The organism is Hyphomicrobium sp. (assembly GCF_019753045.1).
In the GTDB taxonomy this organism is placed as follows: Bacteria; Pseudomonadota; Alphaproteobacteria; order Rhizobiales; family Hyphomicrobiaceae; genus Hyphomicrobium_B.
In genome coordinates, this window is the sequence record NZ_JAIELN010000008.1 from 174,673 (window position 1) to 198,247 (window position 23,575).

General features: G+C 60.5%; 19 protein-coding genes. 13 read left to right on the forward strand and 6 right to left on the reverse strand.

Annotated elements, in window-relative coordinates:
* Positions 1 to 10: 10 nt before the first annotated feature.
* On the reverse strand, positions 11 to 793 hold the full coding sequence (ubiG, locus tag K2Q04_RS10930) for a bifunctional 2-polyprenyl-6-hydroxyphenol methylase/3-demethylubiquinol 3-O-methyltransferase UbiG (protein WP_291163217.1): 783 nt from the start codon (positions 791 to 793) through the stop codon (positions 11 to 13).
* Between the two features lie 196 nt (positions 794 to 989).
* Here ubiG and K2Q04_RS10935 point away from each other — a divergent pair, with 196 nt between their 5' ends.
* The 6 genes from K2Q04_RS10935 (at position 990) to K2Q04_RS10960 (ending at position 9,185) form a co-directional block, all read left to right on the forward strand.
* Complete coding sequence (locus K2Q04_RS10935) at positions 990 to 2,252, forward strand: aspartate kinase (RefSeq protein WP_291163219.1); 1,263 nt, start codon at positions 990 to 992, stop codon at positions 2,250 to 2,252.
* Positions 2,253 to 2,336: 84 nt separating this feature from the next.
* Positions 2,337 to 4,631 carry a phosphoenolpyruvate--protein phosphotransferase gene (gene ptsP / locus K2Q04_RS10940; RefSeq protein ID WP_291163221.1) on the forward strand — a complete coding sequence of 765 codons (2,295 nt, stop codon included), beginning with the start codon at positions 2,337 to 2,339 and terminating at the stop codon, positions 4,629 to 4,631.
* A 101-nt stretch (positions 4,632 to 4,732) separates the two neighbouring features.
* Positions 4,733 to 5,602, forward strand: a complete 870-nt coding sequence (locus K2Q04_RS10945; protein WP_291163224.1) for a helix-turn-helix domain-containing protein — start codon at positions 4,733 to 4,735, stop codon at positions 5,600 to 5,602.
* A gap of 108 nt (positions 5,603 to 5,710) precedes the next feature.
* Positions 5,711 to 6,790, forward strand: coding sequence for a peptide chain release factor 1 (prfA, locus tag K2Q04_RS10950; protein ID WP_291163227.1), 1,080 nt, complete (start codon positions 5,711 to 5,713; stop codon positions 6,788 to 6,790).
* A gap of 1 nt (position 6,791) precedes the next feature.
* Entirely contained in the window at positions 6,792 to 7,673 is an 882-nt protein-coding gene (prmC, locus tag K2Q04_RS10955) for a peptide chain release factor N(5)-glutamine methyltransferase (protein WP_291163230.1), read from the forward strand.
* A 426-nt stretch (positions 7,674 to 8,099) separates the two neighbouring features.
* Positions 8,100 to 9,185, forward strand: a complete 1,086-nt coding sequence (locus K2Q04_RS10960; protein WP_291163233.1) for a DUF4167 domain-containing protein — start codon at positions 8,100 to 8,102, stop codon at positions 9,183 to 9,185.
* A gap of 76 nt (positions 9,186 to 9,261) precedes the next feature.
* Here the strand turns inward: K2Q04_RS10960 and K2Q04_RS10965 are convergent, their stop codons facing one another.
* The gene (locus K2Q04_RS10965) at positions 9,262 to 10,041 is read right to left on the reverse strand and encodes an MOSC domain-containing protein (protein ID WP_291163235.1); all 780 of its coding nucleotides are present in this window, start codon (positions 10,039 to 10,041) and stop codon (positions 9,262 to 9,264) included.
* A 195-nt stretch (positions 10,042 to 10,236) separates the two neighbouring features.
* Here K2Q04_RS10965 and clpB point away from each other — a divergent pair, with 195 nt between their 5' ends.
* From clpB to K2Q04_RS10980, 3 genes are all read left to right on the forward strand, one after another.
* Complete coding sequence (gene clpB, locus K2Q04_RS10970) at positions 10,237 to 12,831, forward strand: ATP-dependent chaperone ClpB (RefSeq protein ID WP_291163238.1); 2,595 nt, start codon at positions 10,237 to 10,239, stop codon at positions 12,829 to 12,831.
* Positions 12,832 to 13,044: 213 nt separating this feature from the next.
* Positions 13,045 to 13,476: an addiction module toxin RelE gene (locus K2Q04_RS10975; protein WP_291163240.1), complete on the forward strand. Its 432-nt coding sequence runs from the start codon at positions 13,045 to 13,047 to the stop codon at positions 13,474 to 13,476.
* 2 nt (positions 13,477 to 13,478) lie between these two features.
* Positions 13,479 to 13,778: a helix-turn-helix domain-containing protein gene (locus K2Q04_RS10980; RefSeq protein WP_291163242.1), complete on the forward strand. Its 300-nt coding sequence runs from the start codon at positions 13,479 to 13,481 to the stop codon at positions 13,776 to 13,778.
* 182 nt (positions 13,779 to 13,960) lie between these two features.
* On the opposite strand, the gene mddA is transcribed toward K2Q04_RS10980, so the two are convergent.
* Positions 13,961 to 14,764: a methanethiol S-methyltransferase gene (gene mddA / locus K2Q04_RS10985; protein ID WP_291163244.1), complete on the reverse strand. Its 804-nt coding sequence runs from the start codon at positions 14,762 to 14,764 to the stop codon at positions 13,961 to 13,963.
* A 320-nt stretch (positions 14,765 to 15,084) separates the two neighbouring features.
* Here mddA and K2Q04_RS10990 point away from each other — a divergent pair, with 320 nt between their 5' ends.
* Positions 15,085 to 16,116, forward strand: coding sequence for an AraC family transcriptional regulator (locus tag K2Q04_RS10990; protein ID WP_291163247.1), 1,032 nt, complete (start codon positions 15,085 to 15,087; stop codon positions 16,114 to 16,116).
* Positions 16,117 to 16,179: 63 nt separating this feature from the next.
* Here the strand turns inward: K2Q04_RS10990 and K2Q04_RS10995 are convergent, their stop codons facing one another.
* Positions 16,180 to 17,664, reverse strand: a complete 1,485-nt coding sequence (locus K2Q04_RS10995) for a DUF1254 domain-containing protein (RefSeq protein ID WP_291163250.1) — start codon at positions 17,662 to 17,664, stop codon at positions 16,180 to 16,182.
* Between the two features lie 443 nt (positions 17,665 to 18,107).
* Here K2Q04_RS10995 and K2Q04_RS11000 point away from each other — a divergent pair, with 443 nt between their 5' ends.
* The 3 genes from K2Q04_RS11000 (at position 18,108) to K2Q04_RS11010 (ending at position 20,163) form a co-directional block, all read left to right on the forward strand.
* Positions 18,108 to 18,569: a hypothetical protein gene (locus tag K2Q04_RS11000; protein ID WP_291163253.1), complete on the forward strand. Its 462-nt coding sequence runs from the start codon at positions 18,108 to 18,110 to the stop codon at positions 18,567 to 18,569.
* A 228-nt stretch (positions 18,570 to 18,797) separates the two neighbouring features.
* Entirely contained in the window at positions 18,798 to 19,616 is an 819-nt protein-coding gene (locus tag K2Q04_RS11005) for a c-type cytochrome (protein WP_291163256.1), read from the forward strand.
* Between the two features lie 118 nt (positions 19,617 to 19,734).
* Entirely contained in the window at positions 19,735 to 20,163 is a 429-nt protein-coding gene (locus K2Q04_RS11010) for a cytochrome c family protein (RefSeq protein WP_291163259.1), read from the forward strand.
* 174 nt (positions 20,164 to 20,337) lie between these two features.
* Here K2Q04_RS11010 and K2Q04_RS11015 read toward each other — a convergent pair whose 3' ends face one another.
* Together K2Q04_RS11015 and K2Q04_RS11020 are read right to left on the reverse strand one after the other, a co-directional pair.
* Complete coding sequence (locus tag K2Q04_RS11015) at positions 20,338 to 20,598, reverse strand: hypothetical protein (RefSeq protein WP_291163262.1); 261 nt, start codon at positions 20,596 to 20,598, stop codon at positions 20,338 to 20,340.
* A gap of 196 nt (positions 20,599 to 20,794) precedes the next feature.
* Positions 20,795 to 22,867, reverse strand: a complete 2,073-nt coding sequence (locus tag K2Q04_RS11020; RefSeq protein ID WP_291163265.1) for a M23 family metallopeptidase — start codon at positions 22,865 to 22,867, stop codon at positions 20,795 to 20,797.
* Between the last annotated feature and the right edge of the window lie 708 nt (positions 22,868 to 23,575).

Sequence of the window (23,575 nt, forward strand, 5' to 3'; positions counted from 1 at the left end):
ACTTGCCCGATCAGGCTGGGTGTAGCTTCCGTGCCGACATCAGATAATTGACGCCGGTATCGGGGTTTCGGGTCCACACGTCCTGCAGCGGATTATACGTGATGCCTTCGAAGTGCGTGTCGGTCAGGCCGGCCGCCCTGACATATTGCCCGAGTTCTTCGGGCGTGATGAAGCGGTCCCATTGATGGGTGCCGCGCGGCAGCCAGCCGAGGACATACTCAGCGCCGACGATCGCGAGAGCCCAGGCCTTGAGCGTCCGGTTGAGTGTCGAGAAAACCGCGATGCCACCGGGCGCGACCAAGGCCGCGCATTCGGCCATGAACTTCGCGGGGTCCGGAACGTGCTCGACGACTTCGAGACATGCGACGATATCGAACGAGCGGCCTTCGGCGACGAGGTCTTCGACGCGGGCTGCGCGGTAATCGATTGCCAGGCCCTGCGGTTCGGCGTGCGACTTCGCGATCGCGATGTTGCGTTCCGAGGGATCGATGGCGGTTACGGTTGCGCCCATACGGGCTAAGGGTTCGGCGACGAGGCCGCCACCGCAGCCGATATCGATCGCCGTCAGGCCGGACAGCGGCCTCAGGGCTTTGGCGTCGCGGCCGAACTGTGCCACCGCCGAATCGCGGATGAACGAGAGGCGTGGGGGGCCGATCTGGTGAAGGGGGCGGAATTTCCCCGTGGGGTTCCACCATTCGCTTGCGAGGCGAGAAAAACGCTCAACCTCTTCGCTATCGAGCGTTCGGTCGGCGGTTCCAGATCTTGGGGCTCCAGATTGTTGCGGTGCGGTCATTATCCTCTCCGGTCTTGAGCCCTACTCGTGAGCCGGGCGCGCATATTGTCAAGCGATTGTCCGATCTTGCCGGGCCCAGGGCAGTTGCAGGGGGGCGCGTGAGCGGTTAAGAAGCGCCGGACTCAATCCAAATCTCATTACGCGTTTGGCCCCTATCCGGGTCCGAGCGGGTTTGCTCAGGGAAAGCGCTTCGCCGATGGCGACGGTAGTCATGAAATTTGGCGGTACCTCCGTCGCCAATATCGAACGGATTCAAAATGTCGCTCGCCACGTGAAGCGCGAGATCGATGCCGGCAATAAGGTTGCCGTCGTCGTTTCGGCCATGTCGGGGGTGACGAACCAGCTCGTCGCCTGGGTCAAGGATGCGTCTCCCCTTTACGACGCCCGGGAATACGACGCCGTGGTCGCAACCGGCGAGCAAGTGACGGCAGGCCTTCTTGCGATCACGCTTCAGGGCATGGGCCTCAGGGCGCGCTCGTGGACGGGCTGGCAAGTCCCCGTGAAGACGAATGCCGCGCACGGCACGGCGCGCATCACGGAAATTCCGGGCGCTCAGATCAAAAAGGCCATCGAGGGTGGCGAAATCGCGGTCGTTACCGGCTTCCAGGGAATCGAGCCGCTCGAGAAGCGGATTTCGACGCTCGGCCGCGGCGGCTCCGATACGAGCGCCGTTGCGATTGCCGTCGCGCTCGAAGCGGACGTATGCGACATTTATACCGACGTCGACGGCGTCTATACGACGGACCCACGCATCGTTCCGAAGGCAAGGCGCCTCGCCAAGATCTCGTATGAAGAAATGCTCGAGATGGCGTCCCTCGGATCGAAGGTCTTGCAGACCCGTTCCGTCGAGCTGGCGATGGTCTACAAAGTGAGAACGCGTGTTCTCTCGAGCTTTGTCGCGCCCGACGGCATGAAGGCCTTCAGCCCCGACAATATCGAAGATATCGGCACTATCGTATGCGACGAGGATGAGATCGTGGAACAGCAAGTCGTGAGCGGCATCGCCTATGCGAAGGACGAAGCCAAGGTTACTCTGCTCAAGGTTGACGATAAGCCGGGCGTCGCCGCTCGGATTTTCGGGCCGCTCGCGGACGCGAACATCAACGTCGACATGATCGTCCAGAACGTCGGCGCCGACGGCAAGCATACGGACATGACGTTTACCGTTCAGGCGGCCGAGCTTACGCGCGCGATCGACGTCTTGAAGAAGGCGAAGGCCGACATCGGCCATTTCGACATCAAGAGCTCAGCCGACATCGTGAAAATTTCGGTTATCGGCGTCGGGATGCGCAGCCACGCGGGCGTGGCGGCGCAGATGTTCAAGGTGCTCTCGGAGAAGGGCATCAACATTCACGCCATTTCGACGTCTGAGATCAAAGTCAGTGTATTGATCGAAGCGGCGTATGCGGAGCTTGCCGTTCGCGCATTACATTCCGCCTACGGGCTCGACAACGATTAGACGGGCGCTCTTCCAAGCCCCGTCTCTTTGCGGATATGAAACAATCTGCGGCAGCAGTCTGCCGGCGGGACGGTTGGCAAGGTTATGATAGCGCGGCGCGACGATCCGAGACCCCTACCGAGCGAAACCTCGCTCCGGGTGATCATGCGCCATTTGCGCGAGATCATGGCCGATGGCGGCGAGGGGCAGGAGAAGCTCGACCGTATCGTCCGCCAGATCGCCGGCGTCATGGTTGCCGAGGTCTGCTCGATCTATCTGAAGCGTCAGGACGGCTCGCTCGAGCTTTTCGCGTCTGAAGGCCTCAACCCCGATTCTGTCCATACAACCCGTCTGAAGCGCGGCGAAGGCCTGGTCGGCCGCGCGTCGGAGCTCGGCGTGACGGTGAACGAGCCGGAGGCTTCGAACCATCCGGCGTTCTCCTACCGGCCGGAGACGGGCGAAGAGATTTATCACTCCCTCCTGGCCGTGCCGATTTCGCGTTCGGGGCAAGTCCTCGGCGTGCTCGTCATTCAGAACCGGACGCCAAGGGAATATTCCGACGAGGACGTCGAGGTGCTGCAGGCGACCGCGATGGTAATCGCGGAGAACCTCGTTTCAGGCGCGGTCGCGGGTACAGTCGCGTCCATCGAAGCATCGCGCTCGCAGCCGGGTGTGATCGAAGGCGAGCCGCTGTCCGACGGGATCGCGCTCGGCCATGTCGTGCTGCACGAGCCGCGCATCGTCGTCACGCAGCTGCTGGCGGAAAATCCCGCTATCGAAGTCGAGCGTCTGGATCTCGCTCTCGACAAGCTGCAAAAAAATATCGACGAAATGTTCGAGCAGGAGCATCTGTCGAACGTCGGCGAGCATCGCGATGTGCTCGAAGCCTACCGCATGTTCGCGCATGACAAGGGCTGGCATCGCCGTTTGCGCGAAGCTGTCGAAGGCGGTTTGACGGCGGAGGCGGCCGTCGAGCGCGTTCAAAACGCCATGCGCACGCGCATGCTGCGCCAGCACGATACGTACTGGCGGGAGCGCCAGCGCGATCTCGACGACCTCTCCGACCGGCTGCTGCGCGTCCTTGCGGGACGTCTCAAAAGTTCCGAGGACGACGGCGGGCTTCCGCCCGATACGATCCTCGTTGCGCGCACGATGGGGCCTGCGGAGCTGCTCGATTACGATCGAAGCCGCCTGAGGGGGCTCGTCGTCGAAGACGGGTCGAGCCAGAGCCATGTCGCGGTCGTCGCGAAAGCGCTCGGGATTGCTGCGATCGGGCAGGCGACCGGCATCGTCGACAGGGTGTACGCGGGAGATGCGGCGATCGTCGATGCCGTCACGGGCGAGGTTCACCTTCGCCCGACAGGCGAACTCATTTCTGCATATTCCGATAAGGTGCGGTTCCGGGCGCGCCGGCAGAAGCGCTTTCAGTCGTTGCGCGACCGCCCGGCAATCACCAAGGACGGAATTCCGATCAGCTTGATGATGAACGCCGGCCTTCTGGTCGACCTGCCTCATCTCGATGAATCGGGCGCCGACGGGATCGGCCTCTATCGTACCGAGCTCCAGTTCATGCTGTCGGAGGCGTTTCCGCGCCTCGACCGGCAGACGCAGCTTTACCGTGCGGTGATCGACGAAGCCGGCGGCAAGCCCGTCGTATTCCGCACGCTCGACGTCGGCGGCGACAAGGTGCTTCCGTACCTTCGCCAGCCGAAGGAAGAAAATCCGGCCATGGGCTGGCGCGCGATTCGGATGGCTCTCGACCGGCCTGAGCTTTTCCGGCTTCAGATCCGCGCGCTGCTCAAGGCGGCTGCCGGGCGCGAGCTTCGCGTCATGATCCCGATGGTGTCTGCGAGCTATGAACTCGGGGCCATCCGGGCGCTGATCGAGCGGGAAAAGGCGTTCCTGACCGAGCACGGGCATCCGCTGCCGGAGAAGGTGCTCGTCGGTGCGATGTTCGAGGTTCCGGCGCTGCTGTTCGAGCTCGACGCTTTCCTGACCCGGGTCGATTTCGTGTCGGTCGGTTCCAACGATCTGATGCAGTTCCTGTTTGCTTCCGACCGTACGAATGCCCGCGTCGCGAGCCGCTTCGACGTACTGGCGCCCGCACCGCTCAGGGCGCTCAGAGCGCTCGTCACGGCGGCGAACAGCTACAACGTGCCGGTTACGCTCTGCGGCGAGATGGCGGGAAGTGCGCTCGAGGCGATGACGCTCATCGCGCTCGGCTTCCGGTCATTGTCGATGGCGCCGGCTTCCATCGGTCCGATCAAGGCGATGGTGCTGTCGCTCGATGCCGCCAAGGCGAGCACATTCGTCGACGGACTTTTGAAAGAAGGTGCGAAAGACGTCCGCATGTCCTTGCAGCAATTCGCGGAAAAGGAGCGCGTCGCGATCGACGGTTAACGAACATCGCTCATTTTTGCGCTCGGGCTTTGACAAACAAGCATTTTTTAGCCAAGAGTATGCTTAACGTTGGGGGCCGGCGCGTGATGCCGGAATGTTGTATGCGTCGTGGCTTTGAGCAGACCGTTCCGGTCGGGGGTTATGAGTATGCGCGGCCGGTCGCGGCGCGCATGGATTCGGCTCAACACCAGCAGATCGCTGAAAGCCGCGCGCTTATCGGGCAATTCTTCATCGATCTCAGACGGGCATTGCGGCTGACACTGCCGCAGGCGGCGGAGTACCTGCAGGTTCGCCCGGAGGTCATCGAAGCGCTCGAGACCGGCCATGTCGAATACTTGCCGGACTGGGCCGACACCTCTGCGATCGTCATGACCTATACGTCCATGGCGGGCATCAACGGCCGCCCGGCGCTGAACGCCATCGGTCAGCTGATCTCCTATCTTTCCAGTTTCGCACCGGTTCAGAGCCTCCCCGCCGCCAGCGATTATCCGCCGGCTCACGTTCAGGCGCAGGCGTATTCACCGCCCCGGGCCCAGGCGCAGCAGTTTCCGTATTCGCAGCCATTGCCACGGTCCGAGCCGCGCTCGCTACCAAGCAACCCGGCGAGCCCTCCGAGGGACAGGCCGGCCGGCCGGCAAGGCGGCGGCGTGCAGGCGGCGAACTTCATGCGCGCCGGTTCGGCGATTGCGAACGGCGCCAAGCGGCTGCCGCAAGAAGCGCTCAATCAGTTCCGGCGACGGCCGCAGCGGGCGCTTTACGCCGTATCGCTGCCGCTCGGCCTGATGCTCCTTACGTTGCATTCGTCTATTTTTGAAACCGTCTCAAAGCCGTTCGGGTCGGCCGTGCGCTGGGCCAGCAGCTATTTTCAGGAACATTACGGCCCCATCCGAGACGGCATGCGCTATATCGAGGTCGAGGATCCCCGGTCGCGGCGGGGGGACAAATTGCGGATTGGCAGCGGTTCGTATTAGATACGCCCGGCTGATGCGCGACCTTCGCGCTCAGAGCGCCCCGCGGCTCTTTCGCGGCCTGTCATCAAAGCCCACATTTAAGCCCCACCGGCGAAACTCATCGAACACATGTCAGCACTGCCGCGCGAAAAACTCGACCGTCTTTCCGAACGCTGGATCGCCATTCAGGATCAGCTGAACCATGGCGTGTCACAAGCCGACTACGTGAAATTGACCAAGGAATTCTCGGAGCTGAGCCCGGTCGTGGCGCAGATCGACTCGCTGCGCAAAGCGGAGGCGGAGAACAAAGACCTCGAGCAGCTCATTCGCGATCCGAGCGCCGACAAGGACATGGTCGATCTCGCCTATGCGGAGCGCGCCGAGCTTGCCGAACGCATCACGGGTCTCGAGCAGCAGCTTCGCATCGCGCTCCTGCCGAAAGATGCGGCGGACGAGAAAAGCGCGATTCTTGAAGTCCGGGCAGGAACGGGCGGCGATGAAGCGGCGCTGTTCGCGGCGGATCTGTTCCGCATGTACACGCGCTATGCCGACCTCAAGGGCTGGAAGACGGAAATCATTTCGGCGTCCGAGAACGATCTCGGCGGCTACAAGGAAATCATCGCCTCGATCACGGGGCAGGGCGTGTTTGCGCGACTGAAGTTCGAATCCGGTGTGCATCGGGTGCAGCGCGTTCCGGCGACGGAAGCGAGCGGGCGCATTCATACGTCGGCTGCAACTGTCGCGATCATGCCGGAAGCCGAAGACATCGATATCGACATCAAGCCGGAAGACATCCGCATCGATACGATGCGGGCTGGCGGCGCCGGCGGTCAGCACGTCAACAAGACGGAAAGCGCCGTCCGCATCACGCATTTGCCGACGGGCATCATCGTCGTGTCCGCGGAAAAATCGCAGCATCAGAATCGCCGGCTGGCCATGGCCGTTCTCAAGGCGCGCGTTTACGAACTCGAACGCGAGAAGGCTGCAAACGAGCGTTCCGACGCACGCAAATCGCAAGTCGGCTCGGGCGATCGTTCGCAGCGGATCAGGACCTACAATTTTCCGCAGGGCCGGGTCACCGATCACCGGATCAACCTGACGCTCTACAATCTCGATGAGATCATTGCGGGCGGTGGGCTCGATGCCTTGATCGACGCGCTCGTGACCGATCATCAGGCGACGATGCTTGCGGAACTGAGCGCGGCGTAACATGCCGACTTCCTTGCGCCTGCGGCCAGAGCAGAGTGTCGCCGACGCTTTGGCGACAATGACGCGCGCATTCACCGAGGAAGGTCTCGAAAGCCCGCAACGCGATGCGCGTTTTCTGCTGCAGGGTTTGCTCGGGATCGATGGCGCGCAGCTGCTCTCGGCATCCTCACGGCCCTTGGGAACTGCCGCAGAGATCGTCAGCGCGGGCGCCAATCGCCGGCTCGCGCACGAGCCTGTTTCGCGTATTCTCGGGCGACGCGAATTCTATGGCCGGATGTTCACCGTGACGCCGGACGTTCTCGATCCAAGGCCCGACACCGAGGCCGTCATCGAACTCGCCCTCGACGTCGTGAAGTCGAGCGGGCTTTCGGGGCGGCCGCTTAGAATTGCCGACGTCGGTACGGGCTCGGGCATTCTGATTTCGACGCTGCTGGCCGAACTTCCCGACGCAACGGGGGTGGCGACAGACGTCAGTTTGGCCGCACTCGATGTCGCTCGGGGAAACGCCGAGAGATTGGGTGTTGCCAGCCGAATCGCGTTCGTTGCGACATCTGGTCTCTCCGGCTGTGCTGGCCCATTCGACCTCCTCGTCTCAAACCCTCCCTATATAAGCGGAGAGGAGATTGCCGGCCTCGAGCGAGAAGTGAAGGATTTCGATCCTCTCCTGGCTTTGGATGGCGGGGTAGACGGGTTAGACGTTTACCGTGAGATCGCCCGTAATGCCTTGGAATTGCAGAGCCCGCTACGGATCATTCTCGAGGTAGGCTCGACCCAAGCGGATGCTGTGGAAAGCCTATTTAAAGCAGTCGGGGCGCGGCCCCTCGGCCGGCGCCTTGATCTCGGCGGACATACCCGAGCTGTTGCAGTGGAGATACATCTCTAACCTAACCGATCATTTCTATTTGCGGAAACGTGTTTCCGGGGTAATATTGGAGGCGAAGAGTTTGATCGGATGCGCCCGGAGCTGACGTGCCGCTGAAGCGGCGATAAACCCGGCCTTCCCATCTCAGATCATCAGCGCAAACTTTCTCGGACGCCTTGGTCCGTTGAGTGTCGAGCGTCGAGCTTCTTTCCTCGGCGCGTGTGCTGACAAAGCTCCTTTGAGGACGGCTCTAGTATCTTTTGCAGGGTTGATGAACGGGATTACTGCGATTTTGCCCAAGGCAGTGGGGCAAGAGCCGGGACTGAGGTCCGTGGGGCAGTGGTGGCTTTAGAATCGACTTATTGAATTGGATCGGAGGATCCATGGCGCCGCATACCGATCAGCGTGCGCCGATGGCAACGTATCAACAAGCATGAACGGGAGCCCATGAGGCAAGGTCAACAGAACCGTCGCGGTCGCGGTCGAAACAACAACAATAATAACAACAATAACCGCAAATCGCAGAATCCCCTGATGCGCAGTTTCGAGAGCTCGGGGCCCGACGTGAAAATCCGCGGCACGCCCTCGCATATTGCCGAGAAGTACATAACGCTCGCGCGTGACGCCCTGTCGTCGGGCGATCCGGTGCTGGCTGAGAATTACCTGCAGCACGCGGAACACTATAATCGCATCATCCTCGGCTATCGCGAACAGATGGCGCAGCAAGGCGGCGTTGACCCCATGGGTAACGGAGCCGCCCGCACGCATTCGCTCGCTGGGCCTGAGGGTTCGGACGGCGATGAGTTCGGTGAAGAGGAGGGCGACGAGTTCGCCGCTCAGCCGCCGGCTGGTGGCCAGGGAGGGCAGCAGCCCGATCTGCAGCAGCCGTCGTTCCCGCAGCAGCAGCCGCGCAACTTCGACAATCAGAACCGCTACGAAAACCGGCAGCCGCGCCACGAGCGCTTCAACAACAATCGCAACGATAATCGCGGCGATCGGGGCGACCAGCAGCGGTACGACCGGAACGATCGCAACGACCGCCAAGACTTCCGCGGCGATCGCTATGACCGCGGCGACAACCGCTACCGCGACGACCGGCGTCCGCATGGCGGCGAAGGCAATCACAATCAGGGCGAGGGCGGTTTCCGCCGCCGTGAACGTTATCAGGGCCCGAACGGCAATGCTAACGGCGGCGATCGCGATGGCGCCAATGGTTTCCCGCAGCCCGTCGTGGGTGCGCCGCAGCCTGTCGCTGAACGCGCAGAACGCCCTGAGCGCGCGGAGCGTCCGGAACGGGTAGAACGCGCGGAACGTCCTGAGCGGACAGAGCGTGCTGAACGGCCCGAGCGTCCTGAACGCGCTGAACGTTCCGAACGAGCAGAGCGTCCGGCTCCAGCGGCCGCTCCGGCCTCTATCGAGCAGGAGCAACCAGCATTCCTTCGCCGTCCGGTTCGCCGACCGCGCCGTGAGGAGCCCGCCGAGGCTCCGGTCGCGCCGCCGGCCGCTGCGAACGCGAACGAAGACCAGGAATAAACGCGGTCGTCAGCGCATACATTTTTCGCCGGTCACGGTCTCCGTGGCCGGCGAAATGCGTTTTGGGCGGCTTTCTCTATCCGTCGATGATTTCGAACTCGTCGCCGGTCTGGACGTGGCCGCCATCAACGACGCGAGCGTAAACGCCGAAATCGCTGTGTCCGAGTGTCTTCGAAAGGAACGAGGGAATTTTCAAATCGCGGACGCCCGTTTCGGGATCGACGTTGGTCGCGGCGCAGCGTTCGGTGCGCTTGAAAACCTGAAGCACCGTGCCGCTGCGCCCGCGGAGTTTTTTGCCGACGAGATCGAGTTCGCTCCAAGGCGCGAGACCGCCGATCACGAGATTGGGACGGAAGCGGCGGACATCGATGGTGGTGCCGAGCATCGCGCCGAGCGCTTGGACGCTTTCGCGATTGACGATGTGCACGCACTTGGCGGCGATATCTGAAAAGCTGTGGCCGGGGCTCGAGACGATCCGCGGCGGGCCCCGAAGGCCGGAGGTGACGACCCGCGCAATGGCATCTTCGATCCGGCGGCGGCCGTCTTCCGTGCGCAGGTCGCCGCGGGCGATCTCGATGCCAGCCTTAGCGATAACGAGCGTCGATGTCTGGTCGTCGAATTCTGTGCGAAGCGTCGCCAGTTCCTCGTTCTTCATCAGCATGACGAAGTGGATCTTCGAGAGATGGCGCGGGTTCTCCGGGTCGAAGGGGCCGGGTCCGTTTTCGATTGCGTATGCACGGTCGAAGGGCAAGGTCTGCATAGGGGTCAAAGGAACGCTTTCGAGCGGTTCCGGCATCAAACCCTTAACCGGGTAGCGATAAAGAGCTTCAATCCTTGCGGGACCAACCTTTGCCATGCCGCGAATATTCCCTCGGGTTTGCCTTCCCAGCCCCTTTTTCCGGCGCCGCCCGCGCCTATATCGCGTTTATCATACGGGGCGGTGGGGATGCCTACCATTGGGTCTTTGTCCGTACCTGGATGATATATATCAAATCGCATGGCATTCTTTCCGGGCCTTATGGGGTGGTGAGAATGCGCTGGAGAACGCGACATGAATTTTGAACGGTACACGGACCGCGCCAAGGGCTTCGTTCAGGCAGCCCAGTCGCTGGCGCTTCGTGAAAATCATCAACAGGTCACCCCTGCTCATCTCTTGAAAGTGCTGCTCGACGATCCGGAGGGTCTCGCAAGCGGTCTCATTCAGCGGTCGGCCGGAGATTCGCGGAAGGCGCTACGCGAAGTCGAGGCCGATCTCGCCAAAAAGCCGAAGGTGACCGGCGGTTCCGGCCAGGTCTACGTATCGCCGGAGATGGCGCGGCTTTTCGATTCCGCCGAGAAACTTGCCGACAAGGCGAGCGACAAATTCGTCACGGCCGAGCGGCTGCTGCTCGCGCTGGCCTCCGATGTCACGACGGACGCCGGTAAGATCCTGCGCGACGCGGGCGTCACGGCCGAGAAGCTCAATGGCGCGATCAACGACATCCGCAAGGGCCGCACGGCCGACACGGCGTCTGCCGAACAGGCTTATGATGCCTTGAAGCGCTATTCGCGCGATCTGACCGAAGCGGCTGCGACCGGCAAGCTCGATCCCGTCATCGGACGCGACGAAGAGATCCGCCGCACTATCCAAGTGCTGTCGCGGCGCACGAAGAACAATCCCGTCCTGATCGGCGAACCCGGCGTCGGTAAAACGGCCATCGCCGAAGGCTTGGCGCAGCGCATCGTCAAGGGCGACGTGCCCGAGAGCTTGAAGAACAAGCGGCTTCTCTCGCTCGATATGGGCGCGCTGATTGCAGGCGCCAAATATCGTGGCGAGTTCGAGGAGCGTTTGAAAGCCGTTCTGTCCGAGGTCGAGGCCGAAGGCGGCAACATCATTCTCTTCATCGACGAGCTGCACACCATCGTCGGTGCCGGCAAGACCGAGGGCTCGATGGATGCGGGCAACCTGTTGAAGCCGGCTCTCGCCCGCGGTGAATTGCACTGCGTCGGCGCGACCACGCTCGAGGAATACCGCAAGCACATCGAGAAGGACGCTGCCTTAGCGCGGCGCTTCCAGCCGATCTTCGTCTCGGAGCCGACGGTCGAGGATACGATTTCGATCCTGCGCGGCTTGAAGGAGAAGTACGAGCTGCATCACGGCGTGCGCATCACCGATAGCGCGCTGGTCTCTGCAGCAACGCTGTCGAACCGCTACATCACGGACCGCTTCCTGCCGGACAAGGCGATCGACCTTGTCGACGAAGCCGCGTCGCGTCTCCGGATGCAGGTCGATTCCAAGCCCGAGGAACTCGATGCGATCGATCGCGATCTGATGCAGCTGCTGATCGAACGCGAAGCCTTGAAGAAGGAAACCGATGCGGCTTCGAAGGACCGTCTCGGCCGCATCGAAAAGCAGATCGCGGATCTCGAGGAAAAATCGAAGGCGATGACGCAGCGCTGGGAGGCCGAGAAGAAGAAGCTCGGCTCGGCGCAGAAGATCAAGGAGGAACTCGACAACCTGCGGAACGCGCTTGAGCAGGCGCAGCGCAAGGGCGATCTGGCGCGCGCGGGCGAGCTTCGCTACGGGCGCATCCCCGAGCTCGAGAAGAAGCTTGGGGAAGTCGAGAAGCAGGAAGGCAAGGGTGCGCTCGTCGAAGAGGCGGTGACGCCGGATCAGATCGCGGCCGTCGTGTCGCGCTGGACGGGCGTGCCTGTCGATAAGATGCTCGAAGGCGAGCGCGAGAAGCTTCTCAAGATGGAGGACGCTCTCTCGAAGCGCGTCATCGGACAGCGGGAAGCCGTCGTCGCCGTGTCGACCGCCGTTCGCCGCGCACGCGCCGGGCTGCAAGACCCGAACCGGCCGATCGGCTCGTTCATGTTCTTAGGCCCGACCGGCGTCGGTAAAACGGAGCTGACGAAGGCGCTCGCCGGATATCTCTTCGACGACGACACTGCGCTCATCCGCATCGACATGTCGGAGTACATGGAGAAGCATTCGGTCGCGCGCTTGATCGGTGCGCCTCCGGGCTACGTCGGTTACGAAGAAGGCGGTGCGCTGACGGAAGCCGTGCGCCGACGGCCGTATCAGATCATCCTCTTCGACGAGATCGAGAAGGCGCATCCGGATGTGTTCAACGTGCTGCTGCAGGTGCTCGACGACGGGCGACTGACGGACGGCCAGGGCCGCACGGTCGACTTCAAGAACACGCTTATCGTGCTGACGTCGAACATCGGCGCGGAATATCTCGTCAACCAGAAGGAAGGCGAGGACACCGAAGCCGTGCGCGAAGAAGTGATGGCGGAAGTGCGGACGAAGTTCAGGCCCGAGTTCCTGAACCGTCTCGACGACATCATCCTGTTCCACCGTTTGCAGCGGAGCGAGATGACGAAGATCGTCGACATCCAGATCGCGCGTCTGCAGAAGCTCTTGAGCGATCGCAAGATCAAGATCGAGCTCGACGAGCAAGCCAAGACGTGGCTCGCCAACCGCGGCTACGATCCGGCGTATGGCGCGCGGCCCTTGAAGCGCGTCATTCAGCGCAACGTGCAGGACCCGCTCGCCGAGCAGATCCTCGCGGGTGGCGTCAAGGATGGTGACACGGTGCAGGTGTCAGTCCGTGACGGCGAGCTGACGATCAACGGCTGGCCCGCGAAGGAAATAGCTTAACGGTTGGCGCGGGCGACTCGCCGAGAGGCGAGCCGGCCGCCCGCGCGGGCTTGTGGCTTCTTTCTTTTTACGGTGGTTCCCGGCGACTGCGCCCCGCGCAGCCGGCCGCACGCAATGTTTACCAGTCGTTAGTACGTCACTGACATACTACGTCATTGACGTACATCGAGTTGCATACTATCTTGTGCTTCGAGCGGTTCGCATGGGGGAAACATGGCGGCTGAACACAAGATAGTCGTCATGGTTTCAGAAGCAGACCATACGATCCCGCTTGAAATTGTTGAGTTGAAAGATTTCTCGCGCGACATCGATCGACTTCTGCCGCAGGAAGAAGTCGAGGAGATGCGGGGAGAGCTGGCAACGCTGCGTCAACTGGGAACCGTAATCGCTGGCACAGGAGGCTTGAGAAAGTTCCGATGGGCCGCAAAGCAGAAAGGTAAGCGTTCCGGAGTTCGCATTATCTATTTCTACGGCGGGGATCATATGCCGATCTTCCTAATTGCGGTTTACGCAAAGAATGAGAAGACCGATATGTCCGGGCCGGAGAAGAAGGCGGCTGTTAAATTGGTTCGGACGCTTGAGAAAGAATACAAAAGCAAGCGTCCTCAGAAAGCGTTTCGCGTGTTGCAAGGCAGGAGAACATAAACATGGCAAGGAAAAGCAAAATCATCGCTGGGCTCAAGGATGCCGTGCGATATTCGCGCGGAGACCTTGCGCGTGGGCGTGTTTCAGGCGTGCAAGTTCCTACTCCACTAAACGTCCAGGCTATTCGGCAACGTCAGGGTCTGACACAAAAGGCGTTTGCTGCAAAATACGGATTTTCGTTGTCGACGTTGAAAAACTGGGAACAGGGACATAGGGCGCCGACTGGGCCGAGCCGCGTTCTTTTACTAGTGATTGAAGCCAATCCTAAGGCTGTTGAGGATGTTTTGCCAAAGGCTGCGTGATTCGACGAGAGGGCCGCTCACCGCATAATCCAATCTCGTCAATGCTGATAAAGGGCATGAGCGCGTGCCGTGTCCGTCCGCGACGGCGAGGTGACGCCAAGGCAGCGGCCTGATGTACTTTCGGACGCGATGCGGTGAGCATCGCGTCCGGTTTTGAGGACGGGCGCGACGGCGAACATTTATCAGGCTGACTTTCGCCACGGGATCAGCATGGGCACGCGGTCCTTATAGCGGCGGTATTCTTCGCCGAAGAGATCGATCAAGTCGCGCTCTTCCAACGCTATCCCAACCAAGATGTACGCGGTCGTCCCAGCCGCGAACAACAGGTGGCCAACGGTCATGGTCGGTGCCGCCCAGAACGCGACGATCAAACCGAGGTAGAGCGGGTGCCGCACGATCTTGTAGAACAGCGGGGTCAGAAAATGTGGTGCCGGTGTGGGCCGGCCGGCGAGATTGCTGGTCACTTGATGCAGCCCGAACAACTCGAAGTGGTTGATCAAGAACGTGCTGGTCAGCGCGAACAGCCAACCGGCGAGCGATAAACCTGTCACCGCCGCTGCGATTGTCGGATCTCCGATGTGCCAGACCACTGCCGGAATGGGCTGCCATTGCCAGAGCAGCAGGGCAAGCGCCAAGCTGGCCAACAGCACGTAGGTGCTGCGCTCGATCGATTTCGGTACGAATTGCGTCCACCATCGTTTGAACTGCGGCCGCGCCATGACGCTATGTTGGATGGCAAACAACGCCAAAAGCGACATGTTGACGACGATTGCTTCGGCCAGCGAGGTCGCGTCTCCGGAATCGATCGTCTTTGGCACCAGGAGTCCGTCAACAAAGCCGATGGCGTAAAGAAAAGTGACAGAAAACACGGCGTAGGCGGCAATTCCGTAAAGGAATGAGGCTGCCCTGCCAAGGATGCCGCTCTTGCCGGAAAATGTGCCGTGCACTTCCGATTCTTGCGTAAGCACGTCGTGAGACTCAGTCATGAATTGCTCCTTCCACTTCGCATCAGTTGCATCATTTTAGGCGGTGGCGTTTGCCGACGCCCCCCCCCCTCGTTGCCTTGGGTAATTTGGCGGTGGCGGCTTCGATTTCGGCCATGTTTGCCCATGCGCCCAGCCGGCAAATGAGATAAAGATCCATGATGTTTGCTCCTATCTTGGAGGCGATCGCGACGTCGGTTTCCTAAGGAACATCGCGGCGAACGCGAATGACTAAGCGTCCGCGATGCATGACGCGGCGTCGGAAATCTCAGCTTTTTGATAGGGCGTCTTGGTAAGACGCCCAGGCGTCTGGCGGAGATGGAATGGCAGCTGACGCACTATCTGATGTCTTGAAGACGGTCCGGCTTACCGGCGGGACGTTCTTTGACGTTATTGCAGCGGCTCCTTGGGCGGCCGAGTCGCCGCCGCGAGAAATGATCCTGCCGAAAATCTTGCCGGGTGCCGCGCATCTGATCGCGTATCATGTGATCGTCGAAGGTCGTTGCTTTGCCAATATCGTCGGCGAGGAGCCGATGGCGATCGAAGCTGGCGAAGTCATAGTCTTTACAAAGAGCGATCCGCATATCCTATCGAGCAGTCCCGGCATGCGGGCCAATCGCGGCGCGCTCGACGCGCTCGATGCTGCGGCGGCTGGCCAATTGCCGTTCCTCATCAACTACGGAGGCAATGGGCCGGTCTCGGCTAAGTTCGTCTGCGGTTATCTCGCCTGCGACGCCCAGCCATTCAATCCGCTTCTCGAAAACCTCCCGCCAGTCATGAAGGTCAGAGGCAAACAGGGTGACGATGCAAACTGGCTCAGCCAGTTCATCCGCGTGGCGATGCTCGAGTCGGCGAACAAACGGGCCGGCGGGGAAAGCGTGTTGGCCAAACTAAGTGAGTTGATGTTCATCGAGGTGGTTTGCCGGCATCTCGAGGCTCTCTCGCCGGAGCAGGCGGGTTGGTTTGCGGGGCTGCGCGACCCGTTTGTCGGCAAGGCCTTGTCGCTGATGCACGCAAGGCCAGCGCGGAACTGGACAATTGGGGAGTTAGCCAAAGACGTTGGGGTCTCTCGCTCGGTGCTGGCGGAACGCTTCGCCGACCTCGTCGGCATTCCACCCATGTACTATCTTGCGAAATGGCGGATGCAGATAGCGTCGGGGCTTCTGAGCGGTGGTAACACCAATATTGCAGGCGTTGCTGCCGAAGTCGGCTACGGTTCCGAGGCGGCCTTCAGCCGCGCTTTCAAGAAGATGGTGGGGATTCCACCCTCGGCCTGGCGTCACCGTCTCGATGACAACGGACCTTCCCGAACCGCCGGGCCGCTTTCCCCTGATCCTCAGAGTCAGAGGTCATAGCATAGGGCATCTTCCACCTTCGGAAGTTGGAACGCCCTTCGAGCGAAGGGCGTCCCAATGACCTCATTGCGCCGTTCCCGGTGCGACAGCTTCACTTCGCAATACCGGCGGCGGGTTCCATTTGCCGGTCAGCGCATCGGACTTCGGGGCGTAGAGGCGCATGGTGAGATTGAACGGCCCTTTCGGTGAAGGCAGCCAGTTCGCTTCCTTATCGGCGCCGGGGCTCTCGTTCTGGAAATAGAGATCGAGTGAGCCATCCGCGTTGAACTTGAATGGCATCCAGCTGCTCACAGCGAAGCGATTTAGGCTATTGGCGACCTGGAACCCCTCGTCATCATAGAGGGTGATTGACCAGAAGGCGTCGACCGGCGGTATCGCAGTCTTGTCAAAATGGATCGTGTATCTGTTAGTGCCGTCGAGAGGCTTCCCGGTGTTGTCCGCGAGGTTTGCTGGATAAATCGCGTCTTCGGGCAGGTTGGCGCCGAGGCCATATTGCGTGATCAAGGCGCGCTTCAGATAGTAGTTGCCATAGACGCCTATCGTATCGGTGTTCATCGACCAGCCGTTGGCCACGCGTGCGAGTGTCGGAAGCTTCCATTTGAGGAGCTGCTGCGCATCCTGCGGAGCCGTCTCGAGAGCCTTCTGAACGGCGGGATCCAATTTGGTGATGTCGAAGCTCTTGCCGGGTTCGATGCCGATCCGGCGCATCTGCGCGATGATCGGTTGATCGGTAATGTGCGGAGGATGCAGCTTCAGGAGTTCGGCGGCATAAGCAAAGAATTTGCCGGCAGGCATTGTGTCGACGAGGGTTTTGGGTGGCGTCTTCACATCGACGCTCGGATCGATCTTGGCTTCGATCGGCGCCGGCGCTTTGCCCCATTCGGACAGCGGCGTGATCTTATAGCCAGCCTGGATCGCGTGCACCGCATCATAGTCCGCCGGGCCATCAGTCTTCGTGCGTCCGATAATCCAGACATAAGGTGTCGGAGCGTCGATGAGCTCAGTATTTTTGGGCAGCCCGAAGTCCTCAATCAGCTTCCCTTTCAGCTCGGGCTTCCAACCCGGCGGCACGAGAACAAAGTTACCGGCTTCAGTTCCGGTGGTTCGCCAGCCGGGTGATGCAAAGACATCCGTCCACATGTCGAGCATCGGTAGGAGGTAGTATCGCCCATGCGTATCGGGCACCGAGACAACCACAGGCTCTTTCGTAAGATCGAGCCAAGCGCTCGAATAGAGCGTATCGAAATTAGGGCGGACGACCGTCCGCATATCGGCAGTCGGATAGGCGTCGATATTTGCGAAGGTATTCATCGGAGCGCCGATCGATCCCTTGCCGGGCGGCGTATTGATCAGCTGTTTCCGGGTCAGATCCATCGTCACGGGAGAATAGAAATAAAGGTAGGCATTAACGGCGATGTCGTGTGCTTCCTGCGGGTTGATGGTTTGGGCACTGACCGCAGTCGATTGAGCGACCACTATGGCAAAGGACGAAGCGGAAATGAGCGCGTTAATAAGTACGCCTCTTCCTCGCGCTGAAAACGCCGGCATGGCATAGTCTCCTGCCCTCTCGACACCCCACGCCCCTATGAAAACACTTATTTTCGTGCGAACGCGCTAAATCCCGCTGCAAAAGGTAAACAGCGGATTTCGCGTCTGGATAACGGAGGGAGAGCGGACGCTTGCTTTAAGCGAGACGGGAATTGGCGCGCGAAAACTTATCCCCCTCTATCCGCACACCGCATCCTCACTGCATCTCGCCAGCCTGACAAAGGGCATGAACGCGGGCCGGGAGCGTTGAGGGGGGAGCGCATGCAGGCCTGCTCTTTCCGCGTGTGATCGTTCGACCCTGCCTGGAATGGCGCACGCCCTCCGTGCGTATTGTCCGATCGAAGTTACTGTGCGTGTTGCAATTTCGCGATAGCTGAGACGTGCATTCCCTGATTGTATCCCGGTTGATTGTAATCCCGATGGTGCGGGGCGGAGTGTACGAAATGCGGCATCTCAAATTCATTGGTGTCGTGCTTATCGGTGCGATACTCGCTGGATGCGGCAGCCATGATGCCGAAAATGCCGGCCTCGCCAAGATGCCACTGCGTACATCCGATGCCCGGCTCAAGATTTATCGAACCGATGCTTTGGAATCGGCTGGAGACGCGGCGCGTGTAAAGATCGATGGGCGAGAAGTGGCCAGTCTCGGAAGCGGCGGATCGACAATGCTCGATGTCCCCGCCGGACTACACAAGATCGTCGTCGACACTCCATTGCATCCGAACGTCTACGAGATTTCGCTCGCGACAAAGGCAGGCGCGCATTATGCGCTTGAAGTCTCGCCGCGATCTGCGGCGACGGTTGCGAGGATGTTCGGCGTAGTTGGCATGCTGGCAGAATCCGCCGCCAATCAGAATGGCGGGGAATTCCAAATTCGCGTCGTAGAGCCTGGTGAGAAAACCTAGCCGAAAACTTATCCTGCTCTATCTGCACACCGCATAGTTCTCGCATTGCGCGACGGCAGCCGACCAATGCAACCTCATGCCGACAGATGTCAGCGACCAGACAAGTGTCATCATCTCGCGTGTCGAGCCTATGGGGCGGATATTCTGTGGCCGTTAACTCTTGGGCGGTTAATAGATAGGTTCTGCTAGCTGTGCGGGGGGCCAATGAGCCGACGAAATGCCGGGGGAATGGTGCTGCTCGTTGGGCTGGCGGCGGGGCTTATCGGAATTGGAGCCGGATACATCCTGTGGGGATGGCCCCCTAACTGGTACGCAGCTCGCGATGTGTTCAGGCTGCCGGCAACTCCTGAAAGTCAGTTGATCCAGTATGGATGGCAGCTTGTTGCGGAGACACCGCGTTTAATCGGCAAGAGTGCCTCGGATCCGGCATTGCGGTACGCCGGCAACGATCTGGCTTGCACGCAATGTCATTTGAAAGCAGGCAGCAAACCTTTTGCGGCACCTTTTATTTCGACGTTCGCATCATTTCCGATGATGGTGAATGATGAGGTTCTGACGCTCGCGGAACGCATTAATGGCTGCATGACGCGTAGCATGAACGGTCAGCCGCTGCCCGAAAGCGGACGCGAGATGGATGCCATCATCGCTTACATGCGATTTATCGGAAAAGACTCTCCGCAAGGCGTGCGTGTTGCCGGGATGGGACTGCTGCCGCTGGCGCCAGCACAACAAAAGCCGGACCGTGAACGCGGTGAGAAGATTTTCTCTGACTCATGTGCCAGCTGCCATGGGACGAACGGTCAGGGCCAACGTAGATCGCCGCCGGAGGTTGGTTTTTCGGTGCCGCCACTGTGGGGCGCGGATTCATTCAATTCAGAAGCGGGCATGAGCCATATCGAAACCGCTGCGGCGTTCATCCGAGCCAACATGCCGTACTTAACGACTGACTATCGCAACCCGTTTTTAAGCGAGCAGGAGGCGTGGGACGTGGCGGCTTACGTTTCATCTCAGCCGCGGCCGTCCAAGCCGTCAGAACAATCTCGCTAACGGACGTAAATCCGCACACCGCGCCGCTTGTCGGAATTGTAAACATTCCGAGAGGAACACTGCTTATTCTGCAGCGTTCGTCACACGTCGAAGCATCTCAACCTTTCCTCCAGGTCGCATGAAAAAAATTTCCTTTCAGGCCGGCGCCGTTCTCGTCGCCGCGGCAGCAACTCTTTACTGCCTCGGCACGACCGCGGCAGTTCTCGCTCAAAGCAACGCCTCCAACGACGATCTCGAGCTGGCCTTCAATGGCCATTGCCGCGAGTGTCACGCGTTCGATAAGGGCGATAATCGATTGGGTCCGACGCTTTACGGCGTGGTCGGCCGGAAGGCGGGGACCGTTCCGGGGTTTGCCTATTCGGACTCGCTCAAAGGGTCCGGCATCACTTGGAACGAGAAAACTCTCGACCAGTGGATCACCAATCCGAATGCGGTTGTGCCGGGGAACAACATGGGGGCAATCTTCAGCGGCCTGGCGGACGCGGGCGAGCGCGCGAAGATCATCGCCTTCCTCAAGCAGGATACGAAGACGGGCAACAAGATGTGAGGGGTTGATTGCTTTCTTTGCGATCGGCGACAGAGTTCTCTCTGTTGCGCAACCGACACGCCTTCGGCGAGCCGGCCGGTTGCGCGTGACGTGTTGCGCGGAGCCGCCCGCCGTCTTTTGATTGCGATCGGCGACGCCACTCCGTGGAGCCGGCCGCCGATCGCGTACGACTAGTTAGTTGCGCGGGCGATCGCGATCACGATCGCGGTTGTAACGGGCGCGGTGGTAGCAGCGCTTCGCGCCGATCTTGCATGCGATGTTCGGACCGGCGGTGTAGCCGATGACGCCGCCGGCGACGAGGCCGACTGGACCAAATACAACTGCTCCTGCGAGGCCGCCCAGGGCCGCGTCGGTCACGCGTTCATACGCGTTGGCTGCGGCCGGTCCGAGGACGATGCCTGCGGCAACGACAAGACAGCCTGCAAAGGTCTTCATGGTTCTTCCCTCCGTGGTTTCGTCCCCCGCGGACGTCGTTGAGACCCAGGTCGCATCATCGACGATTCGAAATTTGATGACGACCCTGAGCTTTCCATCAGAGTATTCACAAATGGTTTCTGAGATTTTTCGCCTGCAGTTATTCTCGAGGACGCGCAAACGCGAGATGCGCGGCGGCGAATGAAACAGAACGGCTCTATTTGTTCTGCTGCATCACGGGCGTGCGGCGCATGAGTTCTTCAATGCGGCCGCGCTCTTTCTGGAATTCCGCGAGATCCTTGCCGTCGAGCTTTCTTTCGCGCGGCACCTGAATCGACATCGGATCGACGAAGCGGTTGTTCACGAGCACTTCGAAATGCACGTGCGGACCTGACGACAAACCTGTCGATCCGACAAAGCCAATGACTTGCCCCTGGCGCACTTTCATACCGGGGGTGACGTTTCCGAAGCGGCTCATGTGGCCGTAAGCGGTCTGATATCCGTTGGCGTGACGAATGCGGATGTAATTGCCGTAGTAGCCTTTGTGTCCAACTTCCTCGATCGTTCCGTTGCCTGCGGCAATGATCGGGGTGCCTTGCGCGCAGGCCCAGTCGACGCCGGTGTGCATTTTCCGCGAGTTCAGCAGTGGGTGGAAACGGACGCCGAAGCCGGACGTGAGGCGCACGTCGTCGCCGCGAACGGGTTTGCGGACAAGGAACTTCTTCGAGTTGTTGCCGTCCTCGTCGTAATAGTCGATGACGCCATCTGTCGAGCGGAAGCGATAGAATTTGTAGAGAGCGCCGCCGCTCGAGATCGCCGTGTAAAGAAGTTCGCCGGGATTACCGTCGGTCGATTGATCGTCCTTCATGTCGAAGAACATTTCGAGCGCATCGCCCGGGCGGACGCGGCGGCGGAAGTCCGTATCGAAGGCATTGATGCTCAACACCTTCGAGATGGTCTCGGGCGGCAGACTTTGATTGAGGCCGGCGAAATAGACGCTGGCATAGAGGCTGACATTCTGCGGATCGTCGCCGTCGCTGTTGGCGATGTGCTGCAGTTCGTCGTTGAACGGCGGCTGCGAAGAGCCGACGAATTCGCCCGCGGCGCTGCGGCTGACGGTGACGAGATGGTCGTGGCCATCGGAGAATATCGAGTAGCGAGCCGGCTCCATCTTGCGCGGATCGGACAGCGAGGGAATGAGCGTTATGCGAACTTCCTGGCCCGGAACGAGCGCGTTTTCCGAGAAGATCGAGTGACCGGCCTCGATCATGCTGTGCACGTCCCAGTCGGGGGCTCCGGCTTTGGCGAGGATTTTTGCAAGCGTGTCCTGCGGGCCGACCTTCACGACGATGACCTGTCCATCTTCGAGGTCGTCGGAAGGCTCGTCGGGGGCTTCGGTCGACTTGAAGATGTCGGTCGTGTTGAGATTGTCGGACGTCGCTGCCTTTGGCCGCCAGGAGTCCGTTCCTTGCGCGGGTATCGCGGGACCGGAAGCTGCTACGCCATCGAGAGGAGCGCCGGAGCCATCTCCAACGGTCGCGCCGGCCGCGCTTGCTTCTCCACCGCGCTCAACGATGTCCTGAACTTCCTGGGCATCGAGTTCCTGACCGTCCTCCTCGGGCAGGATACCGCCAAGAAGTTCGACGACTTTGGTCGAGACGTCCGATCGGGACAGACCGCTTCCCGCATTCTCGTCGGCGTCCTCGCCGCGCTCGGAGGGCTGACCGCTGCCGTAGAGCTTGAACGGGTTGAACGTTGGTATTTTTTCTTTCTGGTCCGCAGGAACCGGAGCGAGGCGGGCAACGATGCGGGCGTAAGGTTTCTGGCGAACGTATTCGCGGCTATCGCGGCGGCTCTTCGAGGACTCGTGGATAATGTAGCGGGTCGAGAGGGCGCCGGTCGTGAGCTGGAGGCGGTCTGATTTCGGCGTGACCCACTTGAGGCCGCCGGCATTTTTCGGGGTGAGAGCCACTTGAGGGACGAGCGCTCCTTCGCCGAGGCTTTTCAACGCCGGGAGGAGACCGTCGTTCGAGCGATCGCCGTCGTCGGAAGATCCGTAGACGACAATCAAAATGGCGATGGCGCCGATCGTGGCGGCAAGGCAGGTGCTCAGAATCCAGCGAAACCGGCCGCCTGCCGGGCGTTCCGCGTGACTTTCGGTTTCGTAGATGTGTTGGAAAAAACTACCGCCGCGACCGGCGTAGGCATTTGTCGGAAAAAGGCGCGTGTCGTCGTCGGGTGCAAAAGCCCCCTCGGTCGCGGCCGAAATCTTCTTCCGACTCTGAAGCACGCTCAGCAGGTCCCCCACAGCCCCGCGAGGCCTCTCTTACAAGCATTTTAGCGGAGAACCCCCCGCTTCGGGGCCGTAGACCTCGAAACGTGGCCAAACCACGCCTTACCGCCCGTTGAGACGACCAGCCCCCGATACCGTCAACAAGCGAAAAGCCCGAGCCGGCGCAGCGACGTACACCCGACACACGTTTGTGAAACAATCGGGGCGTGGTCAAGGCAAGGCCCCTAAAGAGACGTTGGTGACGTCTTTTAGGGGGCTCGGAGGAGACGGTCGAAGGTACGGCGTTCAAAAGGCGGGCAAAAGTTGCCGGACGGGCCGGAAAACGGCTGGAATCGGATTATTCTTAAGGCGCCCGCGGAAATCGAGTTCCTGAGTCGGTCGAAACCAGACTTGAGAGGACGACACCAGAGACGCATTCCAGAAGCCGCAGCCGAAAAGATTTCAAACCTAAGCCGCTGATAAACATAATGTTTTCTCGGTAAACGGCTTTCTTTGAAGATTTTTTAAAACGGGTGTTGACACCGAAGTCGGTATGTTGTTTAAACAGCCTCGTTGGCGGGCCACACGGCCTCGCCGCCCTCGCAGGGCATTGAACTCTCGAAACTCTCGTGGTTCCTAACCGGCCATACCGGTGGGGACCTCGTCGTCTCGGAAAAAACCGGCGGTCCGCCGCGGGTCGAGTTGGTGTCGGCGATTTTCGAATTT

Coding starts and splice junctions, on each gene's coding strand:
- ptsP (WP_291163221.1), top strand. CDS start 2,337: ATGATAGCGCGGCGCGACGATCCGAGACCCCTACCGAGCGAAACCTCG.
- K2Q04_RS11015 (WP_291163262.1), bottom strand. CDS start 20,598: ATGAAGACCTTTGCAGGCTGTCTTGTCGTTGCCGCAGGCATCGTCCTC.
- K2Q04_RS10990 (WP_291163247.1), top strand. CDS start 15,085: ATGGCAGCTGACGCACTATCTGATGTCTTGAAGACGGTCCGGCTTACC.
- prmC (WP_291163230.1), top strand. CDS start 6,792: ATGCCGACTTCCTTGCGCCTGCGGCCAGAGCAGAGTGTCGCCGACGCT.
- K2Q04_RS10975 (WP_291163240.1), top strand. CDS start 13,045: ATGGCGGCTGAACACAAGATAGTCGTCATGGTTTCAGAAGCAGACCAT.
- prfA (WP_291163227.1), top strand. CDS start 5,711: ATGTCAGCACTGCCGCGCGAAAAACTCGACCGTCTTTCCGAACGCTGG.
- K2Q04_RS10965 (WP_291163235.1), bottom strand. CDS start 10,041: ATGGCAAAGGTTGGTCCCGCAAGGATTGAAGCTCTTTATCGCTACCCG.
- K2Q04_RS10980 (WP_291163242.1), top strand. CDS start 13,479: ATGGCAAGGAAAAGCAAAATCATCGCTGGGCTCAAGGATGCCGTGCGA.
- K2Q04_RS11000 (WP_291163253.1), top strand. CDS start 18,108: ATGCGGCATCTCAAATTCATTGGTGTCGTGCTTATCGGTGCGATACTC.
- K2Q04_RS10945 (WP_291163224.1), top strand. CDS start 4,733: ATGCGTCGTGGCTTTGAGCAGACCGTTCCGGTCGGGGGTTATGAGTAT.
- K2Q04_RS11005 (WP_291163256.1), top strand. CDS start 18,798: ATGGTGCTGCTCGTTGGGCTGGCGGCGGGGCTTATCGGAATTGGAGCC.
- K2Q04_RS10935 (WP_291163219.1), top strand. CDS start 990: ATGGCGACGGTAGTCATGAAATTTGGCGGTACCTCCGTCGCCAATATC.
- mddA (WP_291163244.1), bottom strand. CDS start 14,764: ATGACTGAGTCTCACGACGTGCTTACGCAAGAATCGGAAGTGCACGGC.
- ubiG (WP_291163217.1), bottom strand. CDS start 793: ATGACCGCACCGCAACAATCTGGAGCCCCAAGATCTGGAACCGCCGAC.
- K2Q04_RS11010 (WP_291163259.1), top strand. CDS start 19,735: ATGAAAAAAATTTCCTTTCAGGCCGGCGCCGTTCTCGTCGCCGCGGCA.
- clpB (WP_291163238.1), top strand. CDS start 10,237: ATGAATTTTGAACGGTACACGGACCGCGCCAAGGGCTTCGTTCAGGCA.
- K2Q04_RS10995 (WP_291163250.1), bottom strand. CDS start 17,664: ATGCCGGCGTTTTCAGCGCGAGGAAGAGGCGTACTTATTAACGCGCTC.
- K2Q04_RS10960 (WP_291163233.1), top strand. CDS start 8,100: ATGAGGCAAGGTCAACAGAACCGTCGCGGTCGCGGTCGAAACAACAAC.